The 15,925-nt window shown below is 65.2% G+C and carries 14 protein-coding genes; 9 read left to right on the forward strand and 5 right to left on the reverse strand.

What is annotated here, in order from left to right:
- Nucleotides 1–7: 7 nt before the first annotated feature.
- From sucC to recA, 4 genes are all read right to left on the reverse strand, one after another.
- Nucleotides 8–1,177, reverse strand: a complete 1,170-nt coding sequence (gene sucC / locus H3H37_RS18540) for an ADP-forming succinate--CoA ligase subunit beta (protein ID WP_182165236.1) — start codon at nt 1,175–1,177, stop codon at nt 8–10.
- A 94-nt stretch (nt 1,178–1,271) separates the two neighbouring features.
- Nucleotides 1,272–1,847 carry a DUF2889 domain-containing protein gene (locus tag H3H37_RS18545; protein ID WP_182165239.1) on the reverse strand — a complete coding sequence of 192 codons (576 nt, stop codon included), beginning with the start codon at nt 1,845–1,847 and terminating at the stop codon, nt 1,272–1,274.
- Nucleotides 1,848–2,126: 279 nt separating this feature from the next.
- The gene (gene recX, locus H3H37_RS18550; protein WP_182165241.1) at nt 2,127–2,585 is read right to left on the reverse strand and encodes a recombination regulator RecX; all 459 of its coding nucleotides are present in this window, start codon (nt 2,583–2,585) and stop codon (nt 2,127–2,129) included.
- Between the two features lie 98 nt (nt 2,586–2,683).
- A complete protein-coding gene (gene recA / locus H3H37_RS18555; RefSeq protein WP_182165244.1) occupies nt 2,684–3,760 on the reverse strand; it encodes a recombinase RecA in 1,077 nt (358 codons plus the stop codon).
- A 203-nt stretch (nt 3,761–3,963) separates the two neighbouring features.
- Between recA and H3H37_RS18560 the strand changes: the two genes are divergently transcribed.
- The 9 genes from H3H37_RS18560 (at nt 3,964) to H3H37_RS18600 (ending at nt 14,629) form a co-directional block, all read left to right on the forward strand.
- Nucleotides 3,964–4,671, forward strand: coding sequence for a response regulator (locus tag H3H37_RS18560; protein ID WP_182165246.1), 708 nt, complete (start codon nt 3,964–3,966; stop codon nt 4,669–4,671).
- Entirely contained in the window at nt 4,668–6,194 is a 1,527-nt protein-coding gene (locus tag H3H37_RS18565) for a sensor histidine kinase N-terminal domain-containing protein (RefSeq protein WP_311197550.1), read from the forward strand. The genes H3H37_RS18560 and H3H37_RS18565 overlap by 4 nt, the downstream gene beginning before the upstream one ends.
- Entirely contained in the window at nt 6,187–6,456 is a 270-nt protein-coding gene (locus H3H37_RS18570; protein ID WP_182165249.1) for a DUF4212 domain-containing protein, read from the forward strand. The genes H3H37_RS18565 and H3H37_RS18570 overlap by 8 nt, the downstream gene beginning before the upstream one ends.
- Nucleotides 6,453–8,495, forward strand: a complete 2,043-nt coding sequence (locus tag H3H37_RS18575; protein ID WP_182165251.1) for a sodium:solute symporter family protein — start codon at nt 6,453–6,455, stop codon at nt 8,493–8,495. The genes H3H37_RS18570 and H3H37_RS18575 overlap by 4 nt, the downstream gene beginning before the upstream one ends.
- Nucleotides 8,496–8,570: 75 nt before the next feature.
- The gene (locus tag H3H37_RS18580) at nt 8,571–10,553 is read left to right on the forward strand and encodes a S9 family peptidase (RefSeq protein ID WP_182165254.1); all 1,983 of its coding nucleotides are present in this window, start codon (nt 8,571–8,573) and stop codon (nt 10,551–10,553) included.
- Between the two features lie 50 nt (nt 10,554–10,603).
- On the forward strand, nt 10,604–12,637 hold the full coding sequence (locus H3H37_RS18585) for a S9 family peptidase (RefSeq protein WP_182165256.1): 2,034 nt from the start codon (nt 10,604–10,606) through the stop codon (nt 12,635–12,637).
- 81 nt (nt 12,638–12,718) lie between these two features.
- Nucleotides 12,719–13,933, forward strand: a complete 1,215-nt coding sequence (locus H3H37_RS18590) for a 6-phosphofructokinase (protein WP_182165259.1) — start codon at nt 12,719–12,721, stop codon at nt 13,931–13,933.
- Nucleotides 13,934–14,070: 137 nt separating this feature from the next.
- On the forward strand, nt 14,071–14,349 hold the full coding sequence (locus H3H37_RS18595; protein ID WP_182165262.1) for a hypothetical protein: 279 nt from the start codon (nt 14,071–14,073) through the stop codon (nt 14,347–14,349).
- Nucleotides 14,350–14,353: 4 nt separating this feature from the next.
- The gene (locus H3H37_RS18600) at nt 14,354–14,629 is read left to right on the forward strand and encodes a type II toxin-antitoxin system RelE/ParE family toxin (protein ID WP_182165265.1); all 276 of its coding nucleotides are present in this window, start codon (nt 14,354–14,356) and stop codon (nt 14,627–14,629) included.
- Between the two features lie 89 nt (nt 14,630–14,718).
- Here H3H37_RS18600 and purM read toward each other — a convergent pair whose 3' ends face one another.
- Entirely contained in the window at nt 14,719–15,762 is a 1,044-nt protein-coding gene (gene purM / locus H3H37_RS18605; protein WP_182165267.1) for a phosphoribosylformylglycinamidine cyclo-ligase, read from the reverse strand.
- Between the last annotated feature and the right edge of the window lie 163 nt (nt 15,763–15,925).

Here is a 15,925-nt window from a genome sequence, read left to right on the forward strand (position 1 = left end):
TCCTTAATTAAGCTTGACCGGCAGCGGCGGCGACAACGCTCTTGGCTGCATCTTCCATGGTGTCGGCCGAGATGATGGGCAGGCCCGATTCGGCCAGCATCTTCTTGCCCAGGTCTTCGTTGGTGCCCTTCATGCGCACCACCAGCGGCACTTGCAGGGAAACGGCTTTCGAGGCCGCGATCACGCCTTCGGCGATCACGTCGCAACGCATGATGCCGCCGAAGATGTTGACCAGGATGGCTTTCAGGCCTGGGTTCTTCAGCATGATCTTGAACGCTTCGGTCACTTTCTCGGCCGTGGCGCCACCGCCCACGTCCAGGAAGTTGGCAGGCTCGCCGCCGAACAGTTTGATGGTGTCCATGGTGGCCATGGCCAGGCCGGCGCCGTTCACCAGGCAGCCGATGTTGCCGTCGAGCGAGATGTAGGCCAGGTCGAATTTCGACGCTTCGATTTCAGCCGGATCTTCTTCGTCCAGGTCGCGGTAGGCGACGATTTCAGGCTGGCGGAACAGGGCGTTCGAGTCGAAGTTGAACTTGGCGTCCAGGGCGATGACCTTGCCGTCGCCGGTCAGGATCAGCGGGTTGATTTCGGCCAGCGAGGCGTCCGTTTCCCAGTAGGCTTTGTACAGGCCTTGCAGGTTGGCGCGTGCTTGCGGCAGCGAAGCGGCCGGCACACCGATCTTGGTGGCGATGGCGTCGGCTTCGGCGTCGGTCAGGCCGACGGAAGGATCGATGGCGATCGAGTGGATCAGCTCTGGGTGCTTTTCAGCCACTTCTTCGATGTCCATGCCGCCTTCGGACGAGGCCATCAGCACGACGCGCTGCGAAACGCGGTCGGTGACCATCGACACGTACAGTTCTTTCTTGATGTCGGCGCCTTCTTCGATCAGCAGGCGGCGGACTTTCTGGCCTTCAGGACCGGTCTGGTGCGTGACCAGCTGCATGCCCATGATTTGGTTGGCATATTCTTTGACTTGTTCCAGCGACTTGGCCACTTTCACGCCGCCGCCTTTACCGCGGCCGCCAGCGTGGATCTGCGCCTTGACCACCCAGACTGGGCCGCCCAGGGTTTCAGCAGCCTTGACTGCCTCGTCCACGGACATGCACGGAATACCGCGCGGTACCGTCACTCCGTATTTCCGGAGGATTTCTTTGCCTTGATACTCATGGATTTTCATGCTGGCTTCCCTTCTGATGCTGATGTGTAAAGATCGGTTGAGATCGGTTGATACTGCGGAAAATAACTCTTGAATAAGCAGGTGAAGCTACGCGCTATCCTGGTGCTGCTTTGACCACCCAGCGCGGGTAGAACTCGGCCACGGCCCCGCCATCGGTGCGCAGGGCATGGCATTTGTCCAGTTGAAACGGTTTGTGGTGCGGCAGGTCGGCGTCGGGACTGGCGGCATCGTTGGTCGACCACACGTCGTTGGCAAACGCTTGCACGGCGGCCGTGGGCAGGATCTGCGCCAGTTCCGTCAAATGGGTGCAACCGGCGATGCCGGCCAAGCGCTGCTTGAGTTCGTGTCGGAAACCTTTCAACAGGTTCAGGCCCACCAGTTGTTGGTAGGCATGGCCGTTGGTGTCGCAGTAACCGGGATAGGGCACGGCGTCGGAAGCGGCTTCGACCGCCACGACGTTCAAGTCCAGGTCCACGGTCAGACGCAGGGAGAGGTCATGCAGATGGGTACCACCAGGGCGCGGGCCGGAGGCCAGCAAGGTGTCCATGGCTTTGATATCGGTGATACGGGCGTCGATGTCCCACAGGCCGTCGTCGCGCTTGAACGCTTGGACGTCGATGGCACGCGTGTGCCGCAGCGCACGTCGGGAAACGGGAGTTGACAAGGACATATACCGATGCCGCTTGCGCGGCGGAAATTAATAAGCAGCCATGTGCTTGACGCACGTTGCCGCAGCTTCTACGGACAACCACCGCACCCGCGGTGCTGCAAAACCTCAAAAGTGTAGCACACCATGTCCGCAGTTGCGCCAAATCATGCGATTTTGCGCGAAAAACGGGCAGGAAACGTCGGCTTTGGAGTCATTTTTGCAAGGATTTGATGGCGCCGATGGTATTCATTCCATCAACTATTTGCGCGGAGAAATATCCGTAGCGGTGGACGGCGCCGCTCAGATCTCATCGTCGGGATCGCTGCCGCCCAGGGCGGCCAGCACGGCGCGCTGGGAAAAGCCGCGCTGCAGCAGGAAGCGCATCTGCTTGTTGCGCTCGTTGCGGTCGGTGGCCACGGTGCCGAATTTGCGGCGCCACACGTCGCAGGCGCGGGCCGTCTCGTCCTGGGCGAGCGTGCTCTTGAGCTCCTGCAGGGCTTCGCCGGCCACGCCGTGGCTTTGCAGCTCGGCCACGATGCGGCTGTTGCCGTAGCGGGCGGCGCGGCGGTGGATCAGCGCTTCGGAAAAGCGCTCCTGCGACAGCCATTTGTTCTGTTCCAGCCAGTCCAGCAGGGCGTCCACGTCCTCGCCCTCCTCCGCGTGGCGGGCCAGTTTGCGGCCCAGTTCCAGACGGCTATGCTCGCGCATGGACAGGTAGCGCAGGGCGCGCGCCTTCAGGCTCGGTTGCTGTGCTGCCATAAACTCCCCCGCATGATGAACAAACCACCGGCCGCTCGCGCGGGACGGTGGTTCTGGTTGTGGTCCGCGCCGGCATCAAGCCGGCGCGATGCCGCAGCTTACTCGACGGCCTTGAGCTTGGCCACCGGCGCGTCGTGTTCCTCGGCCAGCGGCGGCAGCGCACGCACGCCCAGCGATTCGCGCACCTTGTTCTCGATTTCCCACGCCAGTTGCGGACGCTCCTGCAGGAAGGCGCGCGCATTGTCCTTGCCCTGGCCGATGCGTTCGCCGTTGTAGCTGTACCAGGAACCGGACTTCTCGACGATCTTCGCTTCCGCGCCCAGGTCCAGGATCTCGCCTTCGCGCGAAGTGCCGGCGCCGTACAGGATGTCGAAGTGGGCTTCCTTGAATGGTGGCGCGATCTTGTTCTTGACCACCTTGACCTTGGTTTCGTTGCCGATCACCTCGTCGCCGGACTTGATGGAGCCGGTACGGCGGATGTCCAGGCGCACGGAGGCATAGAATTTCAGGGCATTGCCGCCCGTGGTCGTCTCGGGGCTACCGAACATGACGCCGATCTTCATACGGATCTGGTTGATGAAGATCACCAGCGTGTTGGTGCGGTTGATGGAGCCGGTCAGCTTGCGCAGCGCTTGCGACATCAGACGCGCCTGCAGGCCGGGCAGCGCGTCGCCCATGTCGCCTTCAATCTCGGCGCGCGGGGTCAGGGCCGCCACCGAATCCACCACCACCATGTCCACGCTGCCCGAACGGACCAGGGCGTCGCAGATTTCCAGCGCCTGTTCGCCCGTGTCCGGCTGCGAGATCAGCAGTTCGTGCAGGTTCACGCCCAGCTTTTGCGCGTAGCCCACGTCCAGCGCGTGTTCGGCGTCGATGAAGGCGCAGGTGCCGCCCAGCTTTTGCATCTCGGCGATGGTCTGCAGGGTCAGCGTCGTCTTACCCGACGATTCCGGACCGTAGATCTCGACCACGCGGCCGCGCGGCAGGCCGCCCACGCCCAGCGCGATGTCCAGGCCCAGCGAACCGGTCGACACCACCTGCACTTCCTCGATCGGGGCGCTGGAGTCCATGCGCATCACGGAACCCTTGCCGAACTGCTTTTCGATCTGCGCCAGCGCGGCCGCCAGGGCCTTGGCTTTTTCAGATGCGGGTACTGCGCCTTTTTTGTCGTCCATAATGTTCTTTCAGCCTGATGCGCGAGGAGCCGCGCGGGTTGGTGTGTCGGTACAAGCGATACTGTATAAAAAAACAGTGCTTATTGCAAGCGCGATTTTACAGGAGCTTTGAAACTGATCAAATCTTGACAGTGACCGACACAAAAACTCGCTTCGCGGGGGGAAATGTCACACAATACAGGCTTCTGCAGCCGGAGTAACTCATGCGTATTTTACTTGCCGAAGACGATAGCGTGCTGGCCGATGGATTGACCCGCTCGCTGCGCCAGTCCGGTTATGCCATCGATTGTGTGAAAAACGGGCAGGATGCCGATACGGCCCTGTCGACCCAGGAATTCGATCTGCTGATCCTGGACCTGGGCTTGCCCAAGCTGTCCGGGCTGGAAGTGCTGCGCCGCCTGCGCGCGCGCGCCTCGCTGCTGCCGGTGCTGATCCTGACGGCGGCCGATTCGATCGAACAGCGCGTCAACGGCCTGGACCTGGGCGCCGATGACTACATGGCCAAGCCGTTCGCCCTGTCGGAACTGGAGGCGCGCGTGCGCGCCCTGACCCGCCGCGGCGCCGGCGGCGGCGCCACCGTGGTGCGCCACGGCCCGCTCAGCTACGACCAGGTCGGCCGCAGCGCCTACATCAACGACCAGATGCTGGAACTGTCGGCGCGCGAACTGGGCTTGCTGGAAATCCTGCTGGCCCGCACCGGCCGCCTCGTCTCCAAGGAACAGCTGGTCGACCACCTGTGCGAGTGGGGCGAGGAGGTCAGCAACAACGCCATCGAGGTCTATGTGCACCGCCTGCGCAAGAAGATCGAGGTGGGCGGCATCCGCATCGCCACCGTGCGCGGCCTAGGCTATTGCCTGGAAAAATACACTGAACCGGCCGCCCCCGAGGCCGGCAAACCCGAGGCCAAGTGAGTCCGGCCGAGGCGCCCGGGGCCGCTGCGGCCACCGACGACTACCAGCCGCCGGCCGCCGAGCGCGACGAGGAAATCCAGCATTCGCTGTTCGGCGAGATCCTGGACTGGATGCTGGCGCCGCTGCTGCTGCTGTGGCCCATGAGCATCGCCATCACCTACCTGGTGGCCAAGTCCATCGCCAACCAGCCGTTCGACCATGCGCTTGAAGACAGCGTGACCATGCTGGCCCAGCAGGTGCACGCCGTCAACGGCACCACCATCAAGCGCCTGCCCGCCTCAGCGCGCGACATGCTGCGGGCCGACGACGTCGACAACGTCTACTTCCAGGTGCTGGGCCCGGGCGGGGTCTACGTCGATGGCGACCGTGACCTGCCGCCGCCCCAGGAGGAGGATTACTTCCGCGCCGGCACCGTCCATTTCCGCAACGATGCCATGCACGGCACCCAGGTGCGGGTCGCCTATTCCTACGTCAAGCTCGACCACGAGGACCCGGACGACACCCACCAGGCGCTGGTGCAGGTGGCCGAGACGCTGGAGAAGCGCGCCAAGCTGGCCAACGAGATCATCAAGGGCGTGATCCTGCCGCAATTTATCATCCTGCCCATCGTGCTGGCCCTGGTGTGGTTCGCGCTGGCGCGCGGGCTGTCGCCGCTGGCCCAGTTGCAGGAACGGATACGGGCCCGCAACCCTGACGACCTGAGTCCCATCGAGGCGCGCCAGGTGCCCGAGGAAATCTCGCCACTGGTCAATTCCCTGAACGACATGCTGGGCCGGCTGTCGCAGTCGATCGACATGCAGAAGCGCTTCATCGCCGACGCCGCGCACCAGATGAAGACCCCGCTGGCAGGCATGCGCACCCAGTCCGAGCTGGCGCTGCGCCAGACCGACCACGAGGAGGTGCACCGCTCGCTGGAGCAGCTGGCCAAGAGTTCGCAGGCCGCCACCCGCCTCGTCAACCAGCTGCTGGCCCTGGCCCGCACCGAAAACCAGCCGCAGGCCGGCGTGGCGTTCGCGCCGCTGGACCTGGGCGAACTGGCCCTGAACGTGGTCAAGGACTGGGTGCCGGCCTCGTTCGCGCACCAGATCGACCTGGGCCTGGAGCCGCCGCCCGAGCCGGTGCTGATCGCCGGCGACGCCACCATGTTGCGCGAGATGCTGTCCAACCTGGTCGACAACGCGCTGCGCTACACGCCGGCCGGCGGCAGCGTGACCGTGCGCGTGCATGCCACAGCCGAACACGCCTTCCTGGAGGTGGAGGACACGGGGCCGGGCATCGCGCCGGCAGAGCGCGAGCGCGTGTTCGAGCGCTTCTACCGCATCCTCGGCAGCAATGTGGAAGGCAGCGGCCTGGGGCTGGCCATCGTGCGCGAAGTGGCCCAGCAGCACGGGGCCGAGGTCGACATCTACGCCAATCCGCGCAGCCAGTCGGCCAAGCTGCCCGGCAGCCTGTTCCGGCTCACCTTCCCGCTGCTGCCGCCCACCCCGCCCGCCGCCATGGACGAGACGATTTATTATGGATGAACACGCCCCACCTTCGGCCCACTGGCAACGCACGCGCCGCCTGAGCGGCTGGCTGTTGCTGCTGTGGCTGCTGACCACGTTCTGCGCCACCTTCTTCGCCCGCGAACTGGCGGGCCTGAACCTGTTCGGCTGGCCGCTGTCGTTCTACCTGGCGGCCCAGGGCGGCTGCCTGGTCTACCTGGCCATCCTCGGCATCTATGCGTGGCGCATGCGGCGGCTGGACCGCCAGTGGCGCCGCCAGCACGACCAGGAGCGCCCATGACGACGACGCGTTCGCTGTACCGCCGCCTGCGCAGCACCTACCTGTGGTTCACGGCCGGCTTCGGCTGCTTCCTGGTGGCGCTGGCCGTGCTGGAGCAGGAGGGCATGCCGCGCCAGTGGATAGGCTATCTGTTCATGCTCGGCACCATCGTGCTGTACGCCACCATCGGTGTGCTCAGCCGCACCTCCAATGTGCTCGAATACTACGTGGCCGGGCGGCGCGTGCCGGCCCTGTTCAACGGCATGGCCACGGCCGCCGACTGGATCTCGGCGGCCAGCTTCATCAGCCTGGCCGGCGGGCTGTACTTGCGCGGCTTCGACGGCCTGGCCTACATCATGGGCTGGACCGGCGGCTACGTGCTGGTGGCGCTGCTGATCGCGCCCTACCTGCGCAAGTTCGCCCAGTACACCATCCCCGATTTCCTGGCCGCCCGCTACGACGGCGGCGACGGCGGCCGGGCCGTGCGCCTGCTGGCCGTGGCGGCCACCATCGCCGTGTCGTTCATCTACGTGGTGGCGCAGATCTACGCGGTGGGGCTGATCGCCTCGCGCTTCACGGGCGTCGACTTCTCGGTCGGCATCTTCCTCGGATTAGCCAGCATCCTGGTGTGCTCGTTCCTGGGCGGCATGCGCGCCATCACCTGGACCCAGGTGGCGCAATACATCATCATCGTGGTGGCGTTCCTGATCCCCGCCATGTGGCTGGCCGTCAAGCACAGCGACAATCCGGTGCCGCAACTGGCCTACGGCAAGCTGCTGTCGCGCCTGAGCGCGCGCGAGGCCGTATTGCAGCAAGACCCGAGGGAAGCCCAGGTGCGCGACGCGTTCCGCCAGAAGGCCACCGAGTACGACGAACGGCTGCGGCAACTGCCGGTGTCGTGGGAGGTGGGCCGCATCGAGGCGCAGCGCCACCTGGACCGCATCAAGCAGCGCAACGCCTCGCTGCTGGAGATCCGCGCCGCCGAGCGGGCCCTGATCGCCTACCCGAAGAACGTGGACGAGGCCAGCCGCGAATGGACCGAGGCGCGCGACCAGTACCTGGCACGGGCCGAGCCGCTCACGCCGCACGCGCAGCCGTATCCGGGCACGCCCGAGCAGTCCGACATCAAGCGCAACAACTTCCTGGCGCTGGTGTTCTGCCTGATGCTGGGCACGGCCGGCCTGCCCCATATCCTGATGCGCTCCTACACCACGCCCTCGGTCGAGGACACCCGGGTGTCGGTGTTCTGGACCCTGTTCTTCATCCTGCTGATCTATCTGACCATTCCGGCGCTGGCCGTGCTGGTCAAGTACGACATCTACCACGCGCTGGTGGGCAGCGACTATGCGCACCTGCCCAACTGGGTGTCGTACTGGGCCAATGTGGACAAGGTCAATCCGCTGCTCAGCATCGCCGACATCAACCACGACGGCGTGGTGCAACTGGCCGAGATCGGCATCGACGGCGACGTGCTGGTGCTGGCCACGCCCGAGATCGCCGGCCTGCCCTACGTGATCTCCGGGCTGGTGGCGGCCGGCGGGCTGGCCGCCGCGCTGTCGACGGCCGACGGCCTGCTGCTGGCCATCTCCAACGCCCTGTCGCACGACGTCTACTACAAGCTGGTCGACCCCACCGCCTCGACCCAGAAGCGGGTCACCATCTCCAAGCTGCTGTTGCTGGCCGTGGCCTTCATCGCCGCCTACACGGCCTCGCAGAAGCCGGCCGACATCCTGTCGCTGGTGGGCGCGGCGTTCTCGCTGGCCGGCTCCACGCTGGTGCCGGCGCTGGTGCTGGGCGTGTTCTGGAAACGCGCCAACCACTATGGCGCCCTGGCCGGCATGACGACCGGCTTCTGCCTGTGCGTCTATTACATGGTGCACACCAACCCGGTGCTGGGCGGCAGCGCGGCCGGCCAGTGGCTGCACATCGCGCCGATTTCGGCCGGCATCTTCGGCGTTCCGGCCGGCATGCTGGCCATGGCCATCGTCAGCCTGGCCACGCCGGCGCCGGCGCACCGCATCGCGTCCATGGTGGACTATATTAGAGCGCCGGAACAATAGCTTTTTTGATAAGCTGATGTTATCCTGTGGAAATTATTATTTTGGCAAATTGGTTTGCCGGACAATTTCCACACCATGCGACACCATACCCTCAAGCTGAGCGCGCTCGCGCTGGGCTGCACCCTGCTGGCGCGCGCGGCGGTCGCGGCACCGCCGCCGCTGGAGAGCTTCTTCGAAAATCCCGCCTTCACGGGCGCCAGGCTGTCGCCGAGCGGCAAGTACCTGGCGGCCAGGGTGGCGCTGCCGGGCCAGCACGACCGGCTGGCCGTGGTCGACCTGGCCACGCTGGATGCGCGCATCGCCGCCAACTTCACCGACGCCGACATCGGCCAGTTCGTCTGGGTCAATGACGAGCGCCTGGCCTTCACGGCCACCGACCGCGACCTGGGACCAGGCGACCAGCGCTACGCGCCGGGCCTGTACGCGGTGGACCGCGACGGCCGCCACTTCCGGCAACTGGCCGAGCGGGGCAACAGCTTCTTCAAGAACGGCGACAGCCACCAGATTCTTCCGTGGAACACCTATCTGCTGGGCCAGGACGGCGCCCAGGATTCCGAGTTCATCTACGTGCTCCACCCCAGCGTCGAAGGCACGGCGCAACTGGGCAACTACGAGCTGCAGCGTCTCAACACGATCACGGGCAGGGTCAAGCCCGTCGCCGCGCCCGAGCACAACGACGCGTGGCTGCTGGACCAGCATGGCGAACCGCGCCTGACCATCACGACGGAACAAGGCAAGTCCACCGTCCACTACCTCGACCCGGCCAGCGGCCAATGGCGCGCCATCCATTCCTTCAATCCCTACACGGGGGAAGGCTTGCGCTTCGCTCCGCTGGCGTTCGCACCGGACGGCAAACTGTACGTGCGCGCCAACGGCCCCCGCGACGACCAGGCGCAACTGTATTTGTTCGACCCGGCCACGGGCAAGCTGGGCGCACAGCCGCTGCTGCGGGTGACCGGCTACGATTTCAGCGGCCACGTCATCACGGACGCGCACACGCTGCTGGGCGTGCGCTACGACGGCGAAGCCCGCGACACCAAGTGGCTGACGCCCGAGACGCAAGCCTTGCAGGACGCGGTGGACGCCAAGCTGCCGGCCACGGTCAACCTGCTGAGCCTGCCGGCGCGGCCGGACGCGCCCTGGGTGCTGGTGGAAGCGTATTCGGACCGCCAGCCGCACACCTACCTGCTCTACAACCGCGACAGCCACACCCTGCACATGGTGGGCGAGACTTTCGCCCACATCACGCCCGCCGACATGGGGAGCCAGAAACTGGTGCACTACCAGGCCCGCGACGGGCTAGCCATTCCCGCCCTGCTCACCCTGCCCAAGGACAAGCAGGGCAAGTTGCCCATGGTGGTGCTGGTCCACGGCGGCCCCTGGGTGCGCGGCAACCACTGGGGCTTCAACCCGGAAGCGCAGTTCCTCGCCTCGCGCGGCTATGCCGTGCTGGAGCCGGATTACCGCGGCAGCACCGGCTACGGCTACCGTCATTTCAAGGCCGGCTGGAAGCAATGGGGCTTGAAGATGCAGGACGACATCGCCGACGGCACGCGCTGGGCCATCGCCCAGGGCTACGCCGACGCCGGCCGCATCTGCATCGCCGGCGCCAGCTACGGCGGCTACGCCACGCTGATGGGCCTGGTGAACGACCCCGACCTGTACAAGTGCGGCGTGGACTGGGTCGGCGTGACCGACATCAACCTGATGTATGACGGCAACTGGCGCTACGCGTCCGACATGTCCGACAGCTACAAACAATACGGCATGCCGCAACTGGTGGGCGACCAGGTCAAGGACGCAGCCCAGCTGACGGCCACCTCGCCGTTGATGCAGGCGGCCCGCATCAAGCAGCCGCTGCTGCTGGCCTACGGCGGCGCCGACCTGCGCGTGCCGCTCTACCACGGCAACAAGTTCTACGACGCCGTCAAGGCCGGCAACCAGCAGGTGGAATGGGTCGAATATCCGGAAGAAGGCCACGGCTGGAAACTGCCCAAGAACCGCATCGATTTCTGGGGCCGGGTCGAGAAATTCCTGGACCGCAATATCGGCCACTGAGCCGGCGCCACATGCCCACATCACCAACACGACCACCATCAAGGACCATCATGCCCTCCCTTTCCCATCCTATGCTGCGCGCTTGCGCATTGGCCTGCGCGTTAGTCGTGGGCGGCGCCGCGCTGCCGGCCGCCGCCGCCGCGACGGCGCTGCCGCCGCTGTCCGCCTTCTTCGACAACGAAACCTTCAGCGACGCCAAGCTGTCGCCGGACGGCAATTTCCTGGCCGCCCGCCTGTGCACCAAGGGCGAGCGGGCCTGGCTGTCCGTGCTGGACCTGAACACCAAGCAATTGAAGGTGGTGGCGCAACTGCGCGACGCCGACATCGGCCAGTTCCAGTGGGTCAATGACAAGCGCCTGGTGTTCAACGCCTACGACAGCCGCAGCGCCCAGGGCGAACAGTTCTACGGCCCCGGCCTGTATGCGGTCGATCGCGACGGCGGCAAATTCCGCCAGCTGGCCGACCGCAGCGGCGACGTGACGGAAACCACCGACATGCGCAAAATGCTGCCCTGGAACACCTTCATGCTCGACGAAACCGGGCCGCAGGACAGCGATTACTATTACGCCGTCAACAGTAAGTACGACGAGCAATACCGCTTCAACAACCTGAGCCTGATGCGCGTGAACACGGTCACGGGCCAGTCCAGCTTTGTGGAGCAACCAAGCAAATGGCGCGACATCTGGCTCGACCAGCATGGCCAGGCACGCGTGGCCAGCATGAGCGACAGCGAGACGCAAACCCTGTCCTACCGCGACCCGGCCAGCGGCGCATGGCGCACGCTGGCCACCTTCAAGCGCTACGACCCGGAGGCGGCCCGGTTCTGGCCGCTGGCCTTCGGCCCGGACGGCACACTGTACGTGGTCAGCGCCAACGGCAAGGACAAGGAAGCCCTGTACACCTACGATCTGGCGGCCGGCCGCATGGCCAGCGAGCCGCTGCTGAGCCTGCCGGACTTCGATTTCACGGGCAGCCTCATCATGGATCAGCACAAGCTGCTGGGCGTGCGCTACACCAATGACGCCGAGAACACCCTGTGGTTCGATCCCGGCATGAAAGCCATGCAGGCGGCCGTCGATGCGCTGCTGCCGGACACCATCAACCTGCTGACCCCGGCCACCCGGGGCAGCGCGCCACGGGTGCTGGTGCGCGCCTTTTCGGACACCAAGCCCGGCACGTTCTACCTCTACGACGGCCAGGCCAAGGCGCTCGCGCGGCTGGGCCTGAGCCGCCCCGGCATCGAACCGTCCCAGATGGGCGAGCAGAACCTGGTGCGCTACCAGGCCCGAGACGGCCTCACCATCCCCGCCTGGCTGACGCTGCCGGCTGGCAAGAGCAAGAACCTGCCCATGGTGGTGCTGGTGCACGGCGGCCCCTATGTACGCGGCGGCCAGTGGGGTTGGAATCCGGAAGCGCAATTCCTCGCCTCGCGCGGTTACGCCGTGCTGGAACCCGAATACCGGGGCAGCACCGGCTTTGGCACCCACCACTTCCACGCCGGCTGGAAACAATGGGGGTTGAAGATGCAGGATGACGTCGCCGATGGCACGCGCTGGGCCATCGCCCAGGGTATCGCGGACGGCAAGCGCGTGTGCATCGCCGGCGCCAGCTACGGGGGTTACGCCACGCTGATGGGGCTGGTCAACGACCCCGATCTGTACCGCTGCGGCGTCGACTGGGTGGGCGTGACCGACATCAATCTGCTATACACCGACAACAGCTGGTACGACGACAGCGCCATGAGTTCGGAATGGCGGCGTTACGGCATGCGGCGCCTTGTGGGCGACCCCGACAAGGATGCCGCGCAACTGCGCACCACCTCGCCGCTGCAGCAGGCGGCCCGTATCAAGCAACCCTTGCTGCTGGCCTACGGCGGCGTCGATTACCGCGTGCCGCTGGTGCACGGCAACAAGTTCCGCGACGCCGTCAGCGCCACCAACAAGGATGTGGAATGGGTGGTCTATCCCAAGGAAGGCCATGGCTGGGTGCTGCCGGAGAACCGCATCGATTTCTGGGGCCGGGTCGAGAAATTCCTGGACCGCAATATCGGCCAGCATGGCGAGGCGGCCGGCGGCCAGCACTGAGGCGCGGACAGCGGGCGGCCACGGCGGCGCAAACTGGTGTAGGCTAGCGGCTGGCCGTTCATCCACTCATCGGGGGTACGCATGTCGTCGGGAAAAATTCTGGTCGCACAGGGAGGCGGTCCCACCGCCGTCATCAACCAGTCGCTGGCGGGGGTGGCGCTGGAGGCGCGCCGCTTCCACAACGTCACGCGCGTGTATGGCGCGCTGCACGGGGTGCGCGGCATCGTCAACGAGGACTTCGTCGACCTGACCCGCGAAACCAGCCACAACCTGGAACTGGTGGCGGCCACGCCCTCGTCGGCGCTCGGCTCCACCCGCGACAAGCCGGACCTGGCCTATTGCCAGGAGATCTTCCAGGTGCTGCGCGCGCACGAGATCGAACACTTCTTCTACATCGGCGGCAACGATTCGTCCGACACGGTGCGCATCGTCAGCGAGCAGGCGCGGCTGGCCGGCTACCCGCTGCGCGCCGTGCACATCCCCAAGACCATCGACAACGACCTGGTCGGCAACGACCACACGCCCGGTTTCCCGTCGGCGGCCCGCTTCGTGGCCCAGGCCTTTGCCGGCGCCAACCTCGACAACGCCTCGCTGCCCGGCGTCTACGTGGGCGTGGTGATGGGGCGCCACGCCGGCTTCCTGACGGCCGCCTCGGCACTGGGCAAGAAATTCCCCGACGACGGGCCGCACCTGATCTACCTGCCCGAGCGCGTGTTCGACCTGGAACGGTTCCTGGCCGACGTCAAGGCCGCCTACACGCGCTACGGGCGCTGCGTGATCGCCGTGTCCGAAGGCATCCACGACGCCTCGGGCGAACCGATCGCCACCCTGCTGGCCAAGGATATCGAGCGCGACGCGCACGGCAACGTACAGTTGTCGGGCACGGGCGCGCTGGCCGACCTGCTGTGCGAAGAGATCAAATCCAAGCTCGGCATCAAGCGCGTGCGCGGCGACACGTTCGGTTACCTGCAGCGCTCCTTCATCGGCTGCGTGTCGGACGTGGACCAGCGCGAGGCGCGCGAAGTGGGCGAGAAGGCCGTGCAGTTCGCGATGTGGGGCGACCGCGACGGCTCGGTCGCCATCAAGCGCACCGGCTTCTATTCGGTCGACTACGAATTGCTGCCGCTGGACGCCGTGGCCGGCAAGACGCGCGTGATGGAGGACGAGTTCATCAGCGCCAGCGGCACCGACGTGACGGACGCGTTCCGGCTCTACCTGCGCCCGCTGCTCGGCTCCGGCATGCCGGACGCGTTCCGGCTGCGGCCGGCGTCGGTGGAGAAAATCCTGAAGAAATAGGCGTCGGGGGGACAACAACGGGGCAGCGCCACTGGCCCCGTTGCGCGCTGCCGCACTCCCGAGATTGAGCCTCCTCAAGCGCTCTGCCGTCCGGCTTGCGCTATCATGAAGTTATATTCCCCAAAGGCAGGACCGCTATGAACTCGCGTGCGCAGCAGATGGCCGATGCTCTCGCGGCCTTGTCGGCCGACGAACGGAACAGGCTGGACCGCCTGGCCGAGCGGGCGGGAATGCGTGCCGAGGAAATTTGGTCCGATGTCTGGCAATACGGATTTGATGACACGGAAGAAAGCGTTCAAGCCAATATCGAGGCCGACGCCGATATCGCGGCGGGCCGCACCATCCCCAATGAGCAAGTAATGGCGGACATGTGGCGGATGGTGAATTCGGGTCTACAGAAGAAGAAAACCGGCTAGACACATGATCCGCTGGTCATCGGCAGCGGCGAAATCACTGGCTCAAACGCTTGAGCACATCAACACGCAAGATCCGAACACTGGCCACCTTGTCGCACAGCGCGTTCAATCCGCTCTGGACTTGATCGCTTTGCGTCCGGCGATAGGCACGCCAACCACGCGACCTGGCATCCGCCGGTTTGCCATACCGAAAACCGGGCATCTGATCGAATACAGGTCTGATGAAACGGGCATCATCGTTATCCGCTGGATGCGACAGGCAAAGCTACGCAAACGGTAGCTCACGCACTAGCGCAAAAAAAAACGGACCATGCCGGGGCAAGGTCCGCTTTTCAGCGTTGCAGGCGCCGCGCGCGGCGCCCGTGCGATTTACTTGACGATGGTCTGGTGCTCGTCACCCACGCGGGTGCGGATCACGCCGATGCGCGAGACGGTCTCGCCGGCTGCCTGCAACTGGGCGAAGGCGGCGTCGGCGTTCTCTTTCGACACGATCACGGCCATGCCGATGCCGCAATTGAACACGCGGTGCATCTCGGCGTCGGCCACGCCACCGTGCTGCTGCAGCCACTGGAACAGCGGCGGCATGGTCCATGCCTTCGAATCCAGCTCGGCCACCAGGCCGTCCTGCAGCACGCGCGGGATGTTTTCCACCAGGCCGCCACCGGTGATGTGCACCATGCCCTTCACTTCCATCGCGTCCATCAGCGCCAGCAGCGGCTTGACGTAGATGCGGGTCGGCTCCATCAGCACGTCGGCCAGCTTGCGGCCGTGGAAGTCCGCTTCCAGGTCAGGTTTTGCCACTTCGATAATCTTGCGCACCAGCGAGTAACCATTCGAGTGGGCGCCCGACGAGGCCAGGCCCAGCACCACGTCGCCAGGGCAGATCTTGGTGCCGTCGATGATCTTCGACTTTTCCACGGCGCCCACGGCGAAACCGGCCAGGTCGTATTCACCGGCCGGGTACATGCTCGGCATTTCCGCCGTTTCGCCGCCGATCAGCGCGCAACCGGAGATCTCGCAGCCCTTGGCCACGCCCTTGATGACGTCGGTGGCCGTGGGCACGTCCAGCTTGCCGCAGGCGAAGTAGTCGAGGAAGAACAGCGGCTCGGCGCCCTGCACCAGGATGTCGTTGACGCTCATGGCCACCAGGTCGATGCCCACCGTGTCGTGGCGGTTCAGCTCGAAAGCCAGCTTGAGCTTGGTGCCCACGCCGTCCGTGCCCGACACCAGCACCGGCTCCTTGTACTTCTTGCTGATCTCGAACAGGGCGCCGAAGCCACCAATGCCGCCCATCACGCCTTCGCGCATGGTGCGCTTGGCAAAGGGCTTGATCGCTTCGACTAAGGCGTCGCCCGCGTCGATATCGACGCCGGCGTCACGGTAGGACAGGGAAACATTAGAAGTTTGGCTCATGGTGTATTTCGCAGCGGAGGCGGTAAAATAGAAGGCGGAGACTAATTTTGCATGTTTTTTGCCACATTTGCGGCAAAACGGTCGTCAGACCCCGTGCAAATCCGGTCAATCCGCTATTTTATCAAAATGCCCCGTCCAACAGCCCTTTTTTCGCGCAACCCAT

This window comes from Rugamonas brunnea (assembly GCF_014042345.1).
GTDB classification, from domain to species: domain Bacteria; phylum Pseudomonadota; class Gammaproteobacteria; order Burkholderiales; family Burkholderiaceae_D; genus Rugamonas; species Rugamonas brunnea.